Raw genomic sequence first — 18,876 nt, 5'->3', positions numbered from 1 at the left:
GGCCGCCCGGCGGGCGGCCCTCCTCCGGTTTCGGATCCGCACGATGCCCGCTTCCCTGTTGATGATGCTCGCGACGCTGCTGTTCGCCGCGATGAGCGTGTGCGTCAAGTACGCGTCGGCGCACTACGGCACCGGCGAGATCGTGTTCTACCGCGGGCTCATCGGCGCGCTCTCGATGGCGGCGCTGCTGCACCGGCGCGGCGCCGGCGTGCGCACGCCCGTGCCGGCGATGCACTTCTGGCGCAGTGCCAGCGGCGTCACCGCGCTCAGCCTGTGGTTCTATTCGATCTCCGGCCTGCCGCTGGCGACGGCGATGACGCTGAACTACATGTCCTCGGTGTGGATGGCGCTGTTCCTGATCGGTGGCGCGATCATGCTCGGCGGCGCGCGCACCGACGGCCGGCTCATCGCGACCGTGCTGGTCGGCTTCATCGGCGTGGCACTGATCCTGCGGCCGACGATGGAGCGCGACCAGCTCTGGCACGGCCTGATGGGCCTGCTGTCGGGCCTGCTGTCGGCGCTGGCCTACCTGCAGGTCACCGCGCTCGGCCGGGCCGGCGAACCGGAGCCGCGGGTGGTGTTCTATTTCTCCGTCGGCGGCATGGCCGCCGGGCTGCTGACGGCGCTGCCCACCGGGGGCTTCACCGCCCACACCGATGCCTTCGCGGCGCTGATGCTGCTGGCCGTCGGCGGTTTCGCCACCGCCGCCCAGTTGCTGATGACGCGCGCCTATGCCACCGGGCGGCCGCTGGTCAACGCGAGCCTGCAGTACCTCGGCATCGTCTACTCCTTCGTCTTCGGCGCGCTGCTGTTCGACGACCCGATCACCCCAATGGCGCTGGCCGGCATGGCGTTGGTGGTGGCCGCCGGCATCGCCGCCACACAGTTGCGCAACCGCGCGGCGCCGCGGGACGCTGTGCAATCGACGCTGGAGACGTGAACCACCCCCGTTGCGCCAGCGGCGAAGCCGGATCCGCGGCGGCCGCGCGCGGCCTCAGGCTGCGATTCAGGAGAACTGTGATGACCGATGTCCTTGCCTTGCCCTTGCCGCTGATCGAGGCTGCGGCGCTGCGTGAGCGGCTCGCCGCCGGCGCGCCGACCGCCGTGGTCGACACCTCGTTCGACCTGGCCGATCCCGCGGCCGGCGAGCGCAGCTACCGCGAGGGCCACCTGCCCGGCGCCCACTACCTGCACCTCGACCGCGACCTGGCCGACCACGCGCCCGTCGCCGACGGCCGCTTCCGCGGCCGCCATCCGCTGCCCTCGCGCGAGGCCTTCGCTCGGACGCTGTCGCGCGTGGGCATCGACCCGACCACGCCGGTGGTGGTCTACGACCGGCAGGGCGGGATGTTCGCGGCCCGCGCGTGGTGGATGCTGCGCTGGCTCGGCCACCGCGAGGTCGCCGTGCTGGACGGCGGACTCGCCGCCTGGGTGGCGGCCGGCGGCGGGCTCGCGACCGAAACGCCTGCGGCCGCCGCGACCCATCGCGCCTATGAGGCCGCGGCCTCACTCGTCCCGACGATCGATGCCGCCGCGCTGCAGGCCGGGCTCGGTCGCGTGCGGCTGATCGACGCGCGGGCCCCGGAGCGCTTCCGTGGCGACGTGGAGCCGCTGGACCCGGTGGCCGGCCACATCCCCGGGGCCCTGAACCGGCCGTTCAAGGACAACCTCGATCCCCAGGGCCGCTTCCTCGCACCCGAGGCGCTGCGCGCCGCCTTCCTCCCGCTGCTCGCGGGCCGCCCGCCGGCCGAGGCGGTGCACCAGTGCGGCTCCGGCGTCACCGCCTGCCACAACCTGCTGGCGATGGAGATCGCCGGCCTGCCCGGTGCCGCGCTCTACCCGGGCTCGTGGAGCGAGTGGTGCGCCGATCCGGCCCGCCCGGTGGCACGCGGCTAGGCTCGACGCAAAGCTTGATCCTCGGCAAGATCAGGGGCGGGGCAAAGGCGCAAGATGCGCCTGTCAGTCCCGCAGCCAAGGAGGCCGCCATGTACCAACGCATCCTGGTTCCCACCGACGGTAGCGACGTCACGACCAAGGCCATCGCGACCGCCGTCTCGCTGGCCAAGGCCCTGGGCTCGAAGGTCGAGACCCTGAGCGTCAAGGAGCCCTTCCCGTACAGCGCGATCAGCGAGATCCAGCCGATCGCGCCGCAGGAATACTTCGACGCCCAGGAGCAGATCGCGCAGCGCCGCGTGCAGCAGGTCGCCGCCGCCTGCCAGGCCGCCGGCCTGGGCTGCGAGACCTACACCATCGAGGCGCTGCATCCCTACGAGGCGATCATCGAGCACGCCAGCCAGCGCGGCTGCGACCTGATCGTGATGGCCTCGCACGGCCGCCGCGGCATGAGCGCGCTGCTGCTGGGCAGCGAGACGCAGAAGTTGCTGACCCACACCGCGATCCCGGTGCTGGTGGTGCGCTGATCCTCGGCCGGGGGCCGGCCGAGGCGACGGTCAGAGCATCAGTTGCGCGGCGCCGTCGCGCTGCCGCACCACGCCGTTCGCATCCACCTGCAGGGCGTCCTCGATCGCCCAGCGAACCGCCATCGGGTAGAGGCGGTGCTCGCTGGCCAGCACGCGCGCGGCCAGCGTCTGCTCGGTGTCGCCGGGCAGCACCGGCACCGCCGCCTGCGCGACGATGGGGCCATGGTCCAGTTCGGCCGTCACATAGTGGACGGTGGCGCCGGCCAGCTTGCAGCCGGCCTCGATCGCACGCCGGTGGGTGTGCAGGCCCGTGAAGGCCGGCAGCAGCGAAGGATGGATGTTGAGCAGGCGGCCCGCATAGCGCTGCACGAAGCCCGGCGTCAGGATGCGCATGAAGCCGGCCAGCACCACCACGTCGGGGGCCTGCGCATCGATGGCCTGTGCCAGCGCGGCGTCGAAGCCCTCGCGGTCGGCGTAGGCGCGGTGCTCGACCACCGCCGTCGCGATGCCTCTCGCAGCAGCGTAGTCCAGGCCCGCGGCATCGGCGCGGTTGCTGATCACGGCCGCCACCCGGGCCGGCCAGGCCTGCGCGGCGCAGGCCTCCACGATGGCCTCCATGTTGGAGCCTCGGCCGGAGATCAGGATCACGATGCGCTTCATGGGCCGGCAGTGTAGGCGGGTATCCCGGGGCACCGATAATTGGCGCCTGGCCAATGACGCCTCGGCGACAGGCCGACCGGACAGCTCATTGCAGCATCCCGCGACCCCACCCCACGCTCCCATCAAATGAACGCTGCCCGCGGGCGCTCCGTGCCCCCTTCCATCGCCCTGTCATCGAGCCGCTGGGCACCGATCAGCCGAGCCGAGGTCGTCACGGTCGCCTTGCTGGCGGCGCTGGTGCTGTGGCTCGTGTCGATCGCGCTGTCGGGCGACCGCCCGATGGTCGATTGGCTCACCTCCGAGGACGGCCCGCTCGAATGGACGAGCGTGATCGCCTGGCTGGTGCTGGCCGCCGTGATCATCGCCACGGCCGGCGTGAACCGCTATACCGTGCTGCTGGCGGCGGTGTGCCTTTTGTTCTGCGCGCGCGAACTCGATCTGCACAAGCAGGCGCTGTTCGGCAGCGTCAGCTTCCTGAAGATCAATTTCTACCGCGGACACGAGGTCACGCTGACGCAGAAGCTGTTCGGTGGCCTCATCGCGCTCGGCGTGCTCGGGACCGTGCTGGGGGGCCTGGGGCTCAACACGCTCGCCTTCCTGCGCCGGCGCCTCTACCGTCGGCCGTGGGGCCGTCTGGTCGTGCTGGCCGGCGTGCTGCTGGTGCTGTCGAAGGTATTCGACCGCCTGCCGGCCGTGCTGGCCGACGAATACCACCGCCCGCTCGGCTGGACCGCCACCGCGCTGGCGCATCTGCACGAGGAGGGTCTCGAGACCTTCGTGCCCTTGCTGCTGATCGCCATCGCGTGGCTGCGCGTGAGCGACGCCGACTGAAGCCCGGCGACGCCTGCCTAGAATCCGCGACCCGACGAGTCCCTGGAAGCAGCTTTCATGACCCAACGCGTCCTCACCGGCATCACGACCACCGGCACGCCCCACCTGGGCAACTATGTCGGTGCGATCCGGCCGGCCATCGCCGCGAGCCGCGAGCCTGGCGTCGAGAGCTTCTTCTTCCTGGCCGACTACCACGCGCTGATCAAGTGCGACGAGCCCGACCGCATCGAGCGCTCGCGCCTGGAGATCGCGGCCACCTGGCTGGCCGCCGGCCTGGACACGCAGCGCGTCACCTTCTACCGCCAGAGCGACATCCCCGAGACGACCGAACTCACCTGGCTGCTGACCTGCGTGACCGCCAAGGGCCAGATGAACCGCGCCCACGCCTACAAGGCCGCGACGGACGCCAATGCCGCGGCGTCGGAAGACATCGACGCCGGCATCACGATGGGCCTGTACTGCTACCCCATCCTGATGGCCGCCGACATCCTGCTGTTCAACGCCCACCGCGTGCCGGTCGGGCGCGACCAGGTGCAGCACATCGAGATGGCGCGCGACGTGGCCCAGCGCTTCAACCACCTGTTCGGCCGGGGGCACGATCTGTTCGTGCTGCCGCAGGCGGAGATCGAGGAAGACGTGGCGACGTTGCCGGGGCTAGACGGCCGCAAGATGTCGAAGAGCTACGACAACACCATCCCGCTGTTCGAGGGCGGCCCGAAGGCGCTGAAGGAGTCGGTCGCGCGCATCGTCACCGACTCGCGGCTGCCGGGCGAGGCCAAGGACCCCGACAGTTCCTCGCTGGTGACCATCCACGATGCCTTCGCCACGGCAGAGCAGCGCACCGCGCTGCGCGCCGAGCTGCGCACCGGCCTCGCCTGGGGCGAGGCCAAGGCGCGCACCGTGGCGCTGATCGAGTCGCACGTGGGCCCGATGCGGGCTCGCTACGAGGAGCTGATGGCCCACCCCGAGCGCGTGGAGGACGCGCTGCTCGAGGGTGCCCGCAAGGCCCGCGCGGTGGCGCTGCCGCTGATGCGCGAGCTGCGCGACGCGGTCGGCCTGCGCGCGATGGTGGCGGTGAACCGCCCGGCCGCGAAGACGACGACGGCACGCGCCGCCGGCAAGGCGCTGCCCGAGTTCAAGCAGTACCGCGAGAACGGCCTGTTCTTCTTCAAGCTCATGACCGCTGACGACAAGCTGTTGCTGCAGAGCGCCGGTCTGGCCGAGGGCCGCGAGGCCGGCGGCTGGGTGAAGCGCCTGAAGACCGAAGGCGCGGCGGCGCTGGCCGACGCGCCGGTGCAACGCGGCGCCGGCGTCGACGCGGCCGATGTGGAAGCCGCGCTGAACGCGCTGGCCGCCGCACAGGCGTGATCGCCGCCCAGGGCGCGGGCATGGCCGGCATCCACATCACCGACATCGAGTCGGCCATCAACTGGTGGCGCGAGCGCTCGCCGTCACCCGACGGCATCACCGCCTGCGCCGAAGTTCGCGCGCTGGCCGAGGTGTATGCCCTGCTGGTCTACTACCACGAGAGCGAGTGCGACGAGGCCACGATGCCGCCGAAGGCCAAGGCCGCGTGGCTCGCGTGGTACGCGAGCACGCCCGACGCCCCGTGCATCGCGATCTGCTCGACCAGCCAGGGCGACGACATTTGCAAGGGCTGCGGCAGAACCTTCGACGAGGTGCAGCACTGGCCGGCGCTGAGCCCGGCCGCGAAGCGGACCACCTGGCGGCGCATCACGATGGAGGCCACGGCCTGGCGCTTCAACCGCTACGCCGAACGCGCGCACGAGGTCGATGCGACGGCCGCCCGGGCAGCGAGTCCGGGCGAGGACGCACCGGCCGCCAGCCCGCCGCCGACCGCGGCGTGAACCGCTCGCCGCCTTCGCGCCTCAGGGCGTGATCGGCAGGCTGAGAACGAAACGGCTGCCGCCGCCCGGACGCGGCTCGCAACGCACCTCGCCGCCGTGATGCTGGGCGATCTGCCGGACCAGGCTGAGACCCAGGCCCACGCCGCCGGCCTGCTCGGCATGACCGGGCAGGCGGTAGAAGGGCTCGAAGATGCGCTCGCGCTGCGATTCGGGCACGCCCGGACCGCGGTCGCTGACGCTCAGCTCGAGCCGCTCGCCGACGCGGCGCAACTGCAGCTCCGGCGCCCCGACGCCGCCGTAGCGGCGGGCGTTCTCGAGCAGGTTGCGCAGCGCGCGGCGCAGCAGGCGCTCGTCGCCGAGCAGCGTGGCAGGCACCGCCGCGGCGCGGTCGGCCTCGTCCGGCAGCTCGAGCACCGCATCGACGCGGGCCGCTTCCTCGGCCGCGAGCGCGATCACGTCGACCGGATCGCGCACCCGCTCGTCGACGCCGTCGCGTGAGCGCGGGTGGCGGGCATCGAGCCGGCTGGCGAGCAGCACCTCCTCCACCAGCGTGTCGAGTTCGCGGATGTTGCGTTCGATCTCGTCCTTCAGCGGACCGCGGCGGTCGGCGGCCGTGGTGTCGAGCATGGCCAGGGCCATCTTCAGCCGCGCCAACGGCGAGCGCAGCTCGTGGCTGGCATTGGCCAGCAGCGACTGGTTGGCCTGCACCAGCGACTCGATGCGCGTGGCCGCCGCATTGAAGCTCGTCGCCAGCGCGGCGATCTCGTCGCGGCCGGTGGCGTCCACGCGGTGATGCAGTTCCCCGGCGCCGAAGGTCTCGACGCCGCGCTTCAGGGTCTCGAGCCGGCGCGTCAGGCGCCGCACCACCGGATAGGCCCCACCGGCCACGGCCACGAACAGCACGCCCAGAGTCAGCAGCAGGCCGACGCCGCGCATGAAGAACGGCGGCTCGGGCACCAGCAGGCGCCCGTCGGGGCCGCGCCCGCCCGGACGCAGCATGCTCGGCCGCACGACCCAGAGCGTGCGGCCGTCGCTGAGCACCACGCGTTGCGGCGGACGGCGCTCGACGAGGTCGGGCAGCCGGTCGTCGGGGCGCGGTCGGCGCGCTTCGCGCGGCCGCTCGGGCGGGGCGATGTCGGCGCCGTCCGGGGGTGGACGGCGCAGTTCATCGGGCGGCCCGGGCGCATCGGGTCCGCCAGCACCGTCGATCCAGCGGGCGAAGGCCTGCGAGGTGGCGATGCGCTGGCCCTGTTCGTCATCCAGCGCCAGCGGCATGCGCAGCCGCGACGACCACTCGAGCAGCGCCTGGCTCTGTTCCTCGCGCGGTGCGTCGACGGCCGGCAGCGCGTTCTGCAGCAGTTCGCCCCACGCGATCAGGCGCTCGTTGCCGCTCGCCTCGACGCGGATGCGCTCGTGCTCGATGTTGCGCTGGAGCAGCCAGCCCGACACCAGCGCGAACAGCAGCAGCGCCGCCACCACGGTGAGGTAGATGCGCAGATAGAGCGTCTTCACCGGCCGGACCGTCCTGCTGCGCGGGCGCGGCGCCGATCAGGCTGCCTCGGCATCCTGCTTCTTCGCGAACACGTAGCCGGCGCCGCGCACGGTGAGGATGCGGCGCGGCGTCTTGGGATCGTCTTCGATGGCCGCACGGATGCGCGAGATGTGCACGTCGATCGAGCGGTCGAAGGCCTCGAGCGCGTGGCCCTTCAGCGCATCCATGATCTGGTCCCGTGACAGCACGCGTCCCGGCGCATTGGCCAGCACCTGGAGCAGGTCGAACTGGTAGCTCGTCAGGTCGCAGGGCCTGCCGTCGAGGCGGGCCTGGCGACCGCCGGCGTCGACCTCGAGGCGGCCGAAGCGCAGCACGTCGCCATCGCTGCCGCTCGGCGTCGCGCGGCGCAGCAGGGCCTTGACGCGCGCCAGCAGTTCGCGCGGCTCGAAAGGCTTGGGCAGGTAGTCGTCGGCACCGAGTTCGAGGCCGACGATGCGATCCATCGGCTCACCGCGCGCGGTGAGCATCAGCAGCGGCAGCGCCCGCGTGCGTGGCGCGGCGCGCAGCTCGCGGCACAGGTCGAGGCCGTCGCCGTCGGGCAGCATCAGGTCGAGCACCAGCGCGTCGAACAGCTCGCGCTCGAGGCGCGTGCGGCCGGACGCCAGCGTCGGCGCGACCTCGACCTCGTAGCCCGCCTGGCGCAGGTAATCGCCCACCATCGCGGTGAGGCGGGTGTCGTCGTCGATCAGCAGCAGTCGAGCACTCATGGTGGTTGGTGGCGGTGGAGCCCGGGCTCCGGAGGATAGAACAGCGTGGCCGACCCGGCAGGCCGGGCCGGCCACGCCAGCAACCGCGTCAGCCCTTGGGCTCGGGCGGCGGCGCGCGGTGGTGGCGCTCCATCCGCTCGTGGCGCGACTTCATCCGCTCGGCCAGCTGCACGCGCTGCTCGACCGTCAGCACGCGGCTCGCGTCGACCAGGGCCTGGCTCATGCGCCGGCTGGCCTGGTCGTGCTGCGCCATCATCTGCTGGCGCAGTGCCTCGACGGCCTGCGCGTCGACGGTGGGCTGCGTGAACAGGTGAGCCTGCTGCTCGCGCAGGCCCTTGCCGGCCTCGCGCTGCGCCTTCAGGTCGGCCGCCGCCGCCTGCGCGATCTGCTTGATCTGGCTGCGCTGTGCGTCGGTCGCCTTCACGCTGTCGAGCATGCGGTCGAGCTGGCGCGGCGAGGCTCCCCAGCCGAAGCCCGCTGCGCCGTGGGCACGCGGACCTCCCGGCCCGCCGTCGGGGACAGCCCAGGCCGTCAGGCTCGCGCCGCCGGCCAGCGCGATGGCCGCGCCGAGAATCACGCCGCGGAGACCGCGGGAAGGAAGAGTGAAGCTGTTCATCGTGCGTCCTTTCCATGCAAACCCCATCAGGGGGTGAACAGATGGTCGGATGCGGGAGTGAAGCCCGCTTGCGCAGCCGGTAAAGATCTGTGAATGCGCCGAGCCCCTAGGCTGAAGCCCGGATCGAGCCGTTTTCCTACAGACCCTCCGGCAAGCCCGCACTACATTGAAAGCGTTGGTCGGGCGACGCGCCGGACCGGCACAAGAAGCCGTCTCTCCTCCCGTCTCCCTCCTCCCGCTGACGGCTTCTTTATGGTGGACAGCGCCGCGCGCTGTCCACCTTTTTCATGGGCGATCCAGTTGCCCGCTCTGGTAGTCGAGAAACGCCTGCCGGATCTCGGCCTGCGTGTTCATCACGAACGGCCCCTGGCCGACGACGGGCTCTTTCAGGGGTTCGCCGCCGAGCAGCAGCAGGGTCGTGTCCTCCACGGCCTCGATCTGCAGCGTGTCGCCCTCGCGCTCCAGCACGGCGAGTTCCGCCTCGCCGACCACGGCGTCGCTCCCGTCCACCCGCAGCGCGCCCTTCAGCACGAACAGCGCCGTCGTGTGACCGGCCGGGACGGTCAGCCGCACCGGCTTGCCGGCCACCAGCCGCAGGTCCCACAGGTTCATCGGGCTGTAGCTGCGCGCCGGTCCTTCGACCCCCTGCAGTTCGCCGGCGATCACGCGCACCGTGCCCGCGGCTTCCGGCAATTCCACGCGCGGGATCTGCGCCGAGGTGATGCCCTGGTAGCCGGGAGCGACCCGCTTGTCCTTCGCCGGCAGGTTGACCCACAGCTGCAGCATCTCGAACGGGCCGCCGCGACGCGCGTAGTCGCTGCCGTGGTATTCCTCGTGGACGATGCCGCGGCCGGCGGTCATCCATTGCACGTCGCCGGGGCCGATCGAACCGCCGGCACCGGTCGAGTCGCGGTGCTCCACCTCGCCGGCGTAGACGATGGTCACCGTCTCGAAGCCGCGGTGCGGATGCCGGCCGACACCCAGCCGCCGGGACGTCGGCTCGAAGTCCGCCGGACCCGCATGGTCGAGCAGCAGGAAAGGCGACATCTGCTCCGCGAGGTCGTTGTACGAAAAGATGCTGCGCACCGGAAAACCGTCGCCGACCCAGTGGCGCCCCTGGCTGCGCTGAACGAACGAAATCTGCTTCATGCTTGCTCTCCTTCGAGCAGGAGTTTGGGGCGGACCGGCCCGCCCGCAACGCACCGAATCTGCACGCAGGGTTCAAGCGGCTGCAATCGACCGGAAGGGAACCGGCACCGGACCCGGCTTCAAGCCCCCGTTGAAGGACTTGCCACAACCCCAGGCCGTCGACGAAACGCCGGCTGTGACACAGTCAGATCGGCCGGTTGTCGCCGTTGCATGGCCCTGCCGCCTCCCTTCACCCCGAACCGCCGCGAGGAAACGATGCCACTCGTTCGAATCGACATTTCGCATGACGCCCCACCGACGCTGGGACGTGACATCGGTCAGCTGATCTACGCCGCCATGACCGACCTGATCAACGTGCCCGCCGACGACAAGTTCCAGATCATCGCCCGGCACGGCCAGGGCGAACTGGTGTTCCCGGCCAGCTATCTGGGTGTCGAGTATTCGCCCGGCATCGTGTTCATCCAGATCACGCTGAACCAGGGCCGCTCCATCGAGCTGAAGAAGGCGTTCTACAAGCGCATCGCCGACGATGTGCACGCCAGGCTGGGCGTGCGCCGGCAGGATGTCTTCATCAACCTGATCGAGGTCGCCAAGGAGAACTGGTCGTTCGGCAACGGCGAGATGCAGTACGCACCTGCGCCCGGTTGAGCGATGCCCGGCAAGCCGGGCCCGGACACCCCAGCTTCTCCCCCTCTAGCGGGATGGCCGCTGTCGTGGGCGGGCCCTAGGCTAGACGCCATGAGTTACACCCACCTCCAGTCCTTCAACAACCGCGCCGCCCTGGCGCGGTCCTCCATCGCCGGCTGCTATTCCTGCCTGGGCACCTTCAAGCCCCAGGACGTGGTGGCCTGGGTTCACGACGACACCACGGCCGTGTGCCCGATCTGCAGTGCCGACACGGTGCTGCCGGGGGTCGCGGACGTGCGGGCACTGCACGCCGCGCGAGCGGCCCAGTTCGACAGCGCCGAGACGGTGCCTGCCGTGCTGTCCCTCCTGCCCGAGCGCAACTGAGGCCCGGCGCATGCATTTCGACGAGCGCGACTGCGGCGACTTCCGGATCTACGGCGGGGCGCTCGACGCTCCCGGCGGAGGCTACCTGGCCGCCGTCGTCGTGATGCAGGTGCGCAAGCTGACCGGCGAGCCGGTGGCGGTGTTCCGCGACGAGCGCCTCGCCGGTGGCCACCGTTTCAAGGATGCTCGCTCCGCGCTCCATTTCGCCATGGATGCAGGCCGCCGTGCGGCCCAGGAGAGCGCGGAGTCGGTCGGCAGTTGAAGGCGCCCGGAGGCGATTCCTGTTTTTGGGATCGCCAAAAAACCATCCAAGTGGATGGTGATAGGATGGCGTCATGCCTGCACGACGCCAACTTTCCACCGCGACCAAGCCGCTCGACGAGAAGGTCACCATCAACCTCGGTTACGTGGACCTCGGTCACATCGACCTGCTCGTCCAGGACGGCTTCTATGCCAACCGCACGGACCTGATCCGCACGGCGGTCCGCAACCAGCTCGCCGGCCATGCCGATGTGCTGAAGCAGGCCGTGGCCCGCAAGACTCTGGTGCTGGGCATCCAGCAGTTCACCGCCAGCGACCTGCGCGCCGTGCAGGCGGCGGGCCAGACGCTGCAGATCCGCGTGCTCGGTCTCGCATCGTTCACCGCCGACGTGACGCCGGAGCTCGCGCTGGCCACCGTCGAGTCGGTGGTGGTGCTGGGGGCACTGCACGCCAGCCCGGCCGTCAAGGCAGCGCTCGCCCAGCGCATCCGCTGAGCGTGCGAACCCATCGCTACCGAGGAAAACCATGCCCCCCGATTTCCAGCGCCTGATGACCGAGGCCGCCCGCCTGACGCGGGCCGGCGAATTGCGGCGCGCCACCGCATCGATCCGCGCCGCGCTCGGCCAGGGTGCGGCGCCCGCCGCGACGCCGACCGCGGCCGAAGACGACTGCGTGGTGATCGATGTCGAGGCGCGCCGGGTCGAACCCGAGCCACCGATGCAGAAGCCGGTGCCGGCGTCGGCCCCGGCCAGCGTGCCCGGCGGTCAGTTCATCGCCGGCAGCCATACCGACGTGAACGGTGCGCACGAGTACAAGCTCTTCGTGCCGCCGGTCTGGCACGGGCAGGCGCTGCCGCTGGTGGTGATGCTGCACGGCTGCACGCAGAACCCCGACGATTTCGCGGCCGGCACCGGCATGAACGACGCGGCCCGCGAGCACGGCGTCTTCGTGCTCTACCCCGCGCAGACGCAGCGCGCCAACGCGTCGCGCTGCTGGAACTGGTTCAAGCACAACCACCAGCAGCGCGGTCGCGGCGAGCCCGCGCTGCTGGCCGCCATGACGCGCGACGTGATGGCGCGCTACGACATCGATCCGCAACGCGTGTACGTGGCCGGCCTGTCGGCCGGCGGCGCGATGGCGGCGATCCTCGGTGACGCCTACCCCGACCTGTTCGCCGCGGTCGGTGTGCACTCCGGCCTGCCGGCCGGCGCGGCGACCGACCTGCCATCCGCGCTTGCGGCGATGAAGAGCGGCGCAAACGCCCCGCCGAAGAACACCGCGGTGCCGACCCTCGTGTTCCACGGCGATGCGGACGCCACCGTGCACCCCGCCAACGGTGAACATGCGATCGCCGCGCGGGCCGGCGGCGTCACGCCCGAGAGCACCCGCGCGCGCAGTGACAACGGCCGCGAGTACACGCGCCGCCGCTACCGCGCCGAGGACGGGCGCGTCGTCGCCGAGCACTGGGCCATCCACGGCGCGGGCCACGCCTGGTCCGGGGGCTCGGCCCGGGGGTCGTACACCGACGCCCGGGGCCCCGATGCCACCGAAGAGATGCTGCGTTTCTTCCGCGAGCACACGCTGCCGACGGCGCGTTGACGGCGCTCGTCGCCATGCGACGGTCCGGACTCAGCGCTGCGGCGTCACGCGCCAGACGACGTTGCCGACGTCGTCGGCCACCAGCAGCGCGCCCTGCCTGTCGAGCGCCACCCCGACCGGCCGGCCACGGGCCTTGCCGTCCTCACTGAGGAATCCCGTCAGCACGTCGAGTGGCTCGCCGGACGGCATGCCACTCGAGAACGGCACGAAGATCACCCGGTAACCGCTGGGCGGCCGGCGGTTCCACGAGCCGTGCTGGCCGATGAACACGCCTTCGGAGAACTGCCCGGGCAACCGGGTACCCGCCGACGACGCCAGGCCCAGCGAGGCCGTGTGCGGGCCCAGCGCGTAGTCCGGGACGATCGCCCGCGCTACCAGATCGGGTCGAGACGGCGTCACGCGCTGGTCGACATGCTGCCCGTAGTAGCTGTAGGGCCAGCCGTAGAAGCCCCCGTCGCGCACCGAGGTCAGGTAGTCGGGCACGAGATCGCTGCCGAGTTCGTCGCGCTCGTTCACCACCGTCCAGAGCCTGTCGCTGCGAGGCGCCCAGGCCAGGCCGTTCGGATTGCGCAGGCCCGACGCGAACAGGCGGTGCGAACCGTCGGCGACGTTCACTTCCCAGATGGCCGCTCGCCCTTCCTCGGCCGCCATGCCGCGTTCGCCGACGTTGCTGTTCGAGCCCACGGTGACGTAGAGCTTGCGGCCGTCGGGGCTCGCGATCAGGTTCTTGGTCCAGTGGTGGTTGATGGGACCGCCGGGCAGGTCGACCACCAACTCGCCGGGCGCCGTGATGCGCGTGTCGCCGGCGGCATAGGGAAAGCGCATCACCGCATTGGTGTTGGCGACGTAGAGCCGGTTGCCGATCAGGGCCATGCCGAACGGCGACTGCAGGCCCTCCAGCAGCACCGACCGGAATTCGGCGACCCCGTCACCGTCGGCATCGCGCAGCAACGTGATGCGGTTCGCGCTGGGCACGCCGGCGCCGGCGCGTTTCATCATCAGGCCCATGACCCAGCCCTTGAACCCCTTGCCGTCCTCGGGCTTCGGCGGTGCGTTGGTCTCCGCCACCAGCACGTCGCCGTTGGGCAGGACCAGCAGCCAGCGCGGATGCGCGAGCCCGCTGGCAAAGGCCGCCACCTGGGTGCCCGGCGCCGGCTGCGGCGTGGTGCCGGCCGGCCAGCCGACGGCGGGCGCCACGTTGACCGTGGGGATCAGCGGTTCGCGGGGCGCGGGCAACTGGGGCCGGGTCCCGGTGCCGTCCGACACCTGCAGCGTTGCGACATCGCCGCATCCGGCCAGCGCCGCGACCAGCACCGCGACGCCCAGGCCGGGCCATCGAATCGACGCCGCCGAGGGCCGCACGTCGCTTGCAGGGAGTGAGTGGCTGAATGTCATGGGGTCATCCTGAGACGAACCCATGATCGACCGGACCACGGCGCATCGCCGTCGGAACCCTGCGTGATCCGCTGTAGGACGGCGGCGCGCCGGCCCCCGCGACCTCAGTCCTTGGTCGTACCCTCGCCGCCGAGCCGCTGCGTCTGTGACGGCAGCTCGTTGAACATCAGCCTGTAATGGCGCGTGAAGTGGCTCGCGCTGCTGAAGCCCATCGTGCACGCCAGCAGCGTGATGGGCTGATCTGCCTGCTGTTTCAGGCGCCGCCGCGCCTCGTTCAGGCGCAGCGCGCGCAGGTAGGCCTGCGGCGTCGTGTGCAGGAACTCCTCGAAGCAGTACTGCAGGCTGCGGCGGCTGGCACAGGCAGCCGTGCAGATCTCGGGAATGCCGATGTCCTCCTGCAGGTTCGCACGGATGAACTCGATCGCGCGCTTCACCACCCGCAACCGAGAGTCCGCGCGCCGCGGGATGCCGGCGTCGCTGCGCTCGGCGCTCCCGCCGGACATAGCCAGCGCCACCATGTGCGCGAGCGTGGCGCCGATCAGCGCCGACTCGTTCTCGAGGTCGATCACCGCGCCGGGCGCGCCACGTTCGGCGGCCTTGCACACGGCGAGCAGCTCGCCGCGGACCGCACCGGCCGTGTCGGCGGCCAGGGCCCAACGGCGCTGGCGTTCGGCCTGCGCCAGCCATTCGATCTCGTGAGGCGTCAGCATGCTGTCCAGCCGCCGGCGATCGACCGACAAGGCCAGCAGGTCGAGTTCGCCCGCTGCCACCAGGTCGTACTCGTCATGACCCGAGATGATCATCAGCGCGTCGGCGTCCAGCGGTCGGCCGGCAAACACCGATCCGGGCGCGACGGACAGCGGAATCGCCAGCACCAGGCAGTCGGAGGGCGGCCGGATCTGCTCGCGCAGCTGACGGTTGGTGGACTCGCGCAACACCGTGCCACCGGCCATCACCACCTGCCGCGCCGAGCCCTGGAAGCGCCCGCGACCGAGTTGCTCGTAGCGCTGCTGCCAACCCGCCAAGGCTTTCGCCTGGTCGTCGACGTCGGCCGATTGATGTTCCAGCACGAGAGCCATGCGATCTTGTAGCACGGCGGTGCGCGACGGGGTGTCGCCTCGGTGCTCGGTGTGCCTCAGTCGAGCGGCACGGCGAGCCGGCGCGCCTCGTCGAGCAGGCCGGCGCGCGCCGCCGCCACGTCCACCAGCGGGTCCGCGCGCGCGCGCTGCACCTCGGCCGCATCGTAGGGCACGTGGTCCGCGGGCAACGAGGCCGGCGCCAGCGTGGTCAGCACCCAGTTGGTCACGTCGGCCACCTGCTGGTCGCTCAGGCCCGAGCCCATCACCCCGGGAACCCGGATGACGAACTCCCGTCCGCCCGGGACCCGCAGGAAGTGGCCCAGTTTCCGCATGTCGGGCACGTTGCCGACGCGCGATCCGGCGCCATCGAGCCCATGACAGCCGGCGCAATGCACGACGTACTGGCTGCGCACACTGGTGGTCACGGCCACCGACTCGGCCTTCGCGCGGGGTGCGGCCTGGCGTCCCAGCGACTGCGCGTCCAGCGCGGGCCCGGTGCACGCCAGCAGCACCGACACTGCCAGGGTGCGCCCACGCGTCACGCCACGCCCGCGATGATGGCCGTCGTGCAATGGAACATCGGGCTGGTGTTGGCCATGCACCAGTTGATGTCGTTGTGCACGCCGAGCCGGTAGCCCGGGCGCTCGCGCTCGTTGTTGTTGCAGAGGCATTCGCCGCACGAGCCCTTGCCGCAGCAGTCGTTGTAGGACACGAGGTACTGGCGGCCGTCCTGCGGATTCAGGCAGGTGCCGATCCAGCTGACCTTGGAGGCCTCGGTGCCGGGCGGGCACTGCGTCAGTGAGCCGCCACAGCAAGTGCACAGGTAGCCGTCGAAGGCACAGTAGCGCCAGTACTCGCACTGCAGCGGATCCTCACGCGGATCGGGCTTGGCGGCCTTGCGTGGCGAGGGCTCCGCGGCGTGGGCGGCCCCGGACGACTGTCCGCTGCGGTCGAACGGCAGCATCGGCAGCACGGCGCCGCCGACCAGCGCCACGCCCAGGCGCGCGAGCAGGCTGCGCCGCCCGTGCCGGTGCGCGATCTGGCGCACGCCACGCTCGGCGTGCCGGTCGATCAGCTTGAAGAGCCAGCGCATGAAACGTCCTCCGTGAATGGGCCTGGTCGACGACGGGAATGCCGTGCAGCTCAGGCCGCCGCCGACGTGCCGCCCAGGTAGTGCTGGATCGTCGGGGTGCCCATCTCGTGCGCGTTGAGCAGGCTGTCGAACTGCTCGCGCGAGTTGACCAGGCCCTTCGCCGCCACCACGCCCTGCGCGTCCAGCAGCACCGCATAGGGCAGCCGCGAGACGCGATAGCTCATGCCCAGCTCGGTCGACAGCACGTAGGGCAGCGCGTCCAGCCCGTACTCGCGCACGAATCTCTGGTGCGCCGGCGCCTCGCCGTCGCTGGCCAGCACGATGCGAAGTCGGCGGCCTTCGTCGCGCAGCAGCGCCTTGAGCACCGGGATCAGCTTCTTGCACACCGGACAGGTCGGTGAGAGGAAGAACAGCAGCGTCGGCCCGGCCTGGACGCCGCCGATGGATACCGGCTCGGATTGCAGGCTGGTCAACGCGAAGCTCGGCGACGGCGCGCCGACCGGCGGGCCGGCGTCGGTGACCAGCGCCCCCATCGGCGCCACGCGCTCGTAGAGGATGCCTACCTGACGCGACAGCGCCCAGAGCATCACGCCGAGCGCCAGCACTGCAGCCCACAACAGGACGACGGAGACCGTCAATGCATTCATGAAGAAGAGCTCCCGAACAGAGAACGAAGACCGTGCCTGCTGGCCCGGTGGCGCAGCAACTGATTCATCGCCGCATACAGCAGGGCGGCCAGCGCCGTGGCGGCGGCGACCACCGCCATGTCGACGCCGCCCATCGGCCGCGCGCTCAGGCCCGAGGCGGCGAACAGCGCCAGCGCGGCCAGCCCGAGGTTGCGCAGCACCAGCGCCCACGACACCGGCAGCGGCTCGCCGCCGCAACCGCAATCGAGTGCATGTCCGCGCCAGCGGTGGTAACCCATCGCACCCGCATAGAGCAGCAGCAGCGCGGCAGCAAACCCCGCACCGAGCGATCGCCACGGACCGGCCATCAGCAATAGTGCCGTCAGCAGTTCGAGCAGCGGCAACAGCCGGGTCAGCGCGGGCAGCCCGCTGGCCGGCACCCCATAGGCCGAGAGCTGCTGCTCGAACAGCGCGAGGTCGGCCCACTTGGCAAGGGCCGCATGCGCGAACAGCGCGGCCAGCGCGGCCGCGGCGATCCACACCGGCAGCGGATCGAAGGAAGGCGGTGGAAACGGCATGGTGCAGCGGCCCTGGCTCAGTCGTGCGATTCGAGGTGGATCGCCGCCTCGCCGGCCCGGGCCACGGTGCTGATCGGTGTCAGCTTGCCGCGCTCGCCCCAGCGCCAGACGTGCAGGGCGCCCTTCTCGCCGTCCAGCGCCTGCAGCCGCTGGCCGCTGCGCGAGAAGGTCAGCGACACGCTGCCGTGTCCCGGGGCGGTGGCCACGCGCGTGCCGGTGGCGATGTCGAACATCCACAGCCGTCGCGCCGGCCGCTTGTGCGAGCCCTCGCCGCCCTTGTCGTGCATCGCCACCACCAGCCAGCGACCGGTCGGGTCGATGGCAAACGGCTGGTAGCCACCGGGCCGCCAGCCGGCGCGCTGCCCGGCGTCGCCGACCAGCGGCCTCGCGGACTTGACGACGGCCACCGCGCCACCGACGTCCACCTCGGTCAGCACGCCCTTGAAGGACACGAACCAGTAGCGGTCGGCCAGTTGCTCGGCGTGGTGGAACCAGGGGTCGGCGTCGGCATCGAAGGCCGGCTCGCTGATCTGGCGGTCGCTCACCTGGCCGTTGTCGTCGAGCGTGACCGTCGCCAGCTTGCCGTCGCCGCACAGCATCGAGAAACGGCTGCCGTGGCCGGACGCCGGCAGGATGCCCCAGCAGCCCGGGGTCGGCACCTCGGACACCACCTTGCGCTGCTGCAGGTCGACCACGGTGATCGACGTCGCCGGCGTGGCGTTCTGCACCAGCACGAAGCGGCCGTTGCCGCTGGCCCGCACCAGGCCCCGGTAGTTCAGCGCCTGCGCCCGCTTGGCCGGCAGCGCGATCTCGTACTTGAACGCCAGGCTCTCGGTGTCGTGCACCTCCAGCACGTCGACCCGCTCGCCGCGCGAGCCCCGGCTGAGGTAGGTGGTGGCCACGTACAGCTCGTCGGCGTTCGCGCTGAGCGTGAAGTTGCCGACGTAGCCGGTCGAGATCATGCCGAGGAAGCGGCCGTGGCGCGCATCGAAGACGCGGATGCGGCCGTCCGAGATATGGCTGACGGCAACGTCGGCCACGTACACGCGCTCCGTGGTCGATGCCGCGATCGGTCCGGTCGACAGCGTCTCGACCGGCAGTTCGTCGGGCAGCGGGCGGGCCTTCGCAGCCGGTGCCGCGGACGCCTGGATCCCCAGCGCGAGCAGGGCCGCGCAGGCCGCCGCGCGCACGGCCGCGCTGCCATGCCGGTGAATCCTCCGCATCCTGGGCCTCCCCCATCCGCGCTCGCGTTCGGCACACCGGCGTCGCCCATCGACACCGCGACCGATCGTCGAGCATTGACGGCCAGTCTGCGGTGCGCGGGGGCGTTGAACTATCACGCTTCGGCAAGAACACTGACCCGAAGCCGATTTCTCGGGAAAACCCTCCGAGGCAACGGCGCTGTTGTCGATCGAATGCAGGTTTCGGCCC

At 71.1% G+C, this 18,876-nt stretch carries 23 protein-coding genes; 11 read left to right on the top strand and 12 right to left on the bottom strand.

Annotated elements, in window-relative coordinates; all coding sequences use genetic code 11:
• Positions 1 to 43: 43 nt before the first annotated feature.
• The 3 genes from ASC67_RS16420 to ASC67_RS16410 all read left to right on the top strand — a co-directional run bounded on the left by ASC67_RS16420 (position 44) and on the right by ASC67_RS16410 (position 2,420).
• Positions 44 to 940, top strand: coding sequence for a DMT family transporter (locus tag ASC67_RS16420; RefSeq protein ID WP_056323774.1), 897 nt, complete (start codon positions 44 to 46; stop codon positions 938 to 940).
• Positions 941 to 1,020: 80 nt separating this feature from the next.
• Positions 1,021 to 1,896 (top strand): sulfurtransferase, encoded by an 876-nt coding sequence (locus tag ASC67_RS16415; protein WP_082536071.1) that lies wholly within the window; start codon positions 1,021 to 1,023, stop codon positions 1,894 to 1,896.
• 89 nt (positions 1,897 to 1,985) lie between these two features.
• Positions 1,986 to 2,420 carry a universal stress protein gene (locus tag ASC67_RS16410; protein WP_056323771.1) on the top strand — a complete coding sequence of 145 codons (435 nt, stop codon included), beginning with the start codon at positions 1,986 to 1,988 and terminating at the stop codon, positions 2,418 to 2,420.
• A 30-nt stretch (positions 2,421 to 2,450) separates the two neighbouring features.
• Here the strand turns inward: ASC67_RS16410 and purN are convergent, their stop codons facing one another.
• Positions 2,451 to 3,080, bottom strand: coding sequence for a phosphoribosylglycinamide formyltransferase (purN, locus tag ASC67_RS16405; RefSeq protein ID WP_056323768.1), 630 nt, complete (start codon positions 3,078 to 3,080; stop codon positions 2,451 to 2,453).
• Positions 3,081 to 3,206: 126 nt separating this feature from the next.
• Here purN and ASC67_RS16400 point away from each other — a divergent pair, with 126 nt between their 5' ends.
• From ASC67_RS16400 to ASC67_RS16390, 3 genes are read left to right on the top strand one after another with little or no spacing between them, the layout of a single operon-like run.
• A complete protein-coding gene (locus ASC67_RS16400) occupies positions 3,207 to 3,911 on the top strand; it encodes a hypothetical protein (protein ID WP_056323764.1) in 705 nt (234 codons plus the stop codon).
• A 57-nt stretch (positions 3,912 to 3,968) separates the two neighbouring features.
• The gene (locus ASC67_RS16395) at positions 3,969 to 5,279 is read left to right on the top strand and encodes a tryptophan--tRNA ligase (protein WP_056323762.1); all 1,311 of its coding nucleotides are present in this window, start codon (positions 3,969 to 3,971) and stop codon (positions 5,277 to 5,279) included.
• Between the two features lie 20 nt (positions 5,280 to 5,299).
• Positions 5,300 to 5,779, top strand: coding sequence for a DUF3717 domain-containing protein (locus ASC67_RS16390; protein WP_056324235.1), 480 nt, complete (start codon positions 5,300 to 5,302; stop codon positions 5,777 to 5,779).
• Positions 5,780 to 5,800: 21 nt separating this feature from the next.
• Here ASC67_RS16390 and ASC67_RS16385 read toward each other — a convergent pair whose 3' ends face one another.
• The 4 genes from ASC67_RS16385 to ASC67_RS16370 all read right to left on the bottom strand — a co-directional run bounded on the left by ASC67_RS16385 (position 5,801) and on the right by ASC67_RS16370 (position 9,803).
• Positions 5,801 to 7,291: a HAMP domain-containing sensor histidine kinase gene (locus ASC67_RS16385; protein WP_056323757.1), complete on the bottom strand. Its 1,491-nt coding sequence runs from the start codon at positions 7,289 to 7,291 to the stop codon at positions 5,801 to 5,803.
• A gap of 36 nt (positions 7,292 to 7,327) precedes the next feature.
• Entirely contained in the window at positions 7,328 to 8,038 is a 711-nt protein-coding gene (locus ASC67_RS16380; protein WP_056323754.1) for a response regulator, read from the bottom strand.
• An 88-nt stretch (positions 8,039 to 8,126) separates the two neighbouring features.
• Positions 8,127 to 8,654: a Spy/CpxP family protein refolding chaperone gene (locus tag ASC67_RS16375; RefSeq protein ID WP_056323752.1), complete on the bottom strand. Its 528-nt coding sequence runs from the start codon at positions 8,652 to 8,654 to the stop codon at positions 8,127 to 8,129.
• Between the two features lie 285 nt (positions 8,655 to 8,939).
• Positions 8,940 to 9,803, bottom strand: a complete 864-nt coding sequence (locus tag ASC67_RS16370) for a pirin family protein (RefSeq protein WP_056323749.1) — start codon at positions 9,801 to 9,803, stop codon at positions 8,940 to 8,942.
• Between the two features lie 255 nt (positions 9,804 to 10,058).
• On the opposite strand from ASC67_RS16370, the gene ASC67_RS16365 reads away from it, so the two are divergent.
• The 5 genes from ASC67_RS16365 to ASC67_RS16345 all read left to right on the top strand — a co-directional run bounded on the left by ASC67_RS16365 (position 10,059) and on the right by ASC67_RS16345 (position 12,674).
• Positions 10,059 to 10,451: a tautomerase family protein gene (locus tag ASC67_RS16365; RefSeq protein ID WP_056324230.1), complete on the top strand. Its 393-nt coding sequence runs from the start codon at positions 10,059 to 10,061 to the stop codon at positions 10,449 to 10,451.
• 90 nt (positions 10,452 to 10,541) lie between these two features.
• Positions 10,542 to 10,814 (top strand): hypothetical protein, encoded by a 273-nt coding sequence (locus ASC67_RS16360; protein WP_056323746.1) that lies wholly within the window; start codon positions 10,542 to 10,544, stop codon positions 10,812 to 10,814.
• A 10-nt stretch (positions 10,815 to 10,824) separates the two neighbouring features.
• Complete coding sequence (locus ASC67_RS16355; RefSeq protein WP_056323743.1) at positions 10,825 to 11,076, top strand: hypothetical protein; 252 nt, start codon at positions 10,825 to 10,827, stop codon at positions 11,074 to 11,076.
• Between the two features lie 73 nt (positions 11,077 to 11,149).
• Positions 11,150 to 11,569: a hypothetical protein gene (locus ASC67_RS16350; protein WP_056323740.1), complete on the top strand. Its 420-nt coding sequence runs from the start codon at positions 11,150 to 11,152 to the stop codon at positions 11,567 to 11,569.
• 31 nt (positions 11,570 to 11,600) lie between these two features.
• Positions 11,601 to 12,674: a PHB depolymerase family esterase gene (locus ASC67_RS16345; RefSeq protein WP_056323737.1), complete on the top strand. Its 1,074-nt coding sequence runs from the start codon at positions 11,601 to 11,603 to the stop codon at positions 12,672 to 12,674.
• Between the two features lie 30 nt (positions 12,675 to 12,704).
• Here ASC67_RS16345 and ASC67_RS16340 read toward each other — a convergent pair whose 3' ends face one another.
• From ASC67_RS16340 to ASC67_RS16310, 7 genes are all read right to left on the bottom strand, one after another.
• Positions 12,705 to 14,069 carry a sorbosone dehydrogenase family protein gene (locus ASC67_RS16340; RefSeq protein ID WP_082536069.1) on the bottom strand — a complete coding sequence of 455 codons (1,365 nt, stop codon included), beginning with the start codon at positions 14,067 to 14,069 and terminating at the stop codon, positions 12,705 to 12,707.
• Positions 14,070 to 14,173: 104 nt separating this feature from the next.
• Complete coding sequence (locus tag ASC67_RS16335; RefSeq protein WP_056323734.1) at positions 14,174 to 15,148, bottom strand: helix-turn-helix domain-containing protein; 975 nt, start codon at positions 15,146 to 15,148, stop codon at positions 14,174 to 14,176.
• A gap of 56 nt (positions 15,149 to 15,204) precedes the next feature.
• Positions 15,205 to 15,690, bottom strand: a complete 486-nt coding sequence (locus tag ASC67_RS16330; RefSeq protein ID WP_056323732.1) for a cytochrome c — start codon at positions 15,688 to 15,690, stop codon at positions 15,205 to 15,207.
• Complete coding sequence (locus ASC67_RS16325; protein ID WP_056323727.1) at positions 15,687 to 16,241, bottom strand: methylamine dehydrogenase light chain; 555 nt, start codon at positions 16,239 to 16,241, stop codon at positions 15,687 to 15,689. The genes ASC67_RS16330 and ASC67_RS16325 overlap by 4 nt, the downstream gene beginning before the upstream one ends.
• A gap of 50 nt (positions 16,242 to 16,291) precedes the next feature.
• Positions 16,292 to 16,888 carry a methylamine dehydrogenase accessory protein MauD gene (gene mauD / locus ASC67_RS16320; RefSeq protein ID WP_056323723.1) on the bottom strand — a complete coding sequence of 199 codons (597 nt, stop codon included), beginning with the start codon at positions 16,886 to 16,888 and terminating at the stop codon, positions 16,292 to 16,294.
• A complete protein-coding gene (locus tag ASC67_RS16315; protein WP_056323720.1) occupies positions 16,885 to 17,445 on the bottom strand; it encodes a MauE/DoxX family redox-associated membrane protein in 561 nt (186 codons plus the stop codon). The genes mauD and ASC67_RS16315 overlap by 4 nt, the downstream gene beginning before the upstream one ends.
• A 17-nt stretch (positions 17,446 to 17,462) precedes the next feature.
• On the bottom strand, positions 17,463 to 18,668 hold the full coding sequence (locus ASC67_RS16310) for an amine dehydrogenase large subunit (RefSeq protein WP_082536068.1): 1,206 nt from the start codon (positions 18,666 to 18,668) through the stop codon (positions 17,463 to 17,465).
• Positions 18,669 to 18,876 lie beyond the last annotated feature (208 nt).

The organism is Methylibium sp. Root1272, assembly GCF_001425905.1.
GTDB lineage: Bacteria > Pseudomonadota > Gammaproteobacteria > Burkholderiales > Burkholderiaceae_C > Methylibium.
This window is presented reverse-complemented; position numbering and strand designations above follow the sequence as displayed.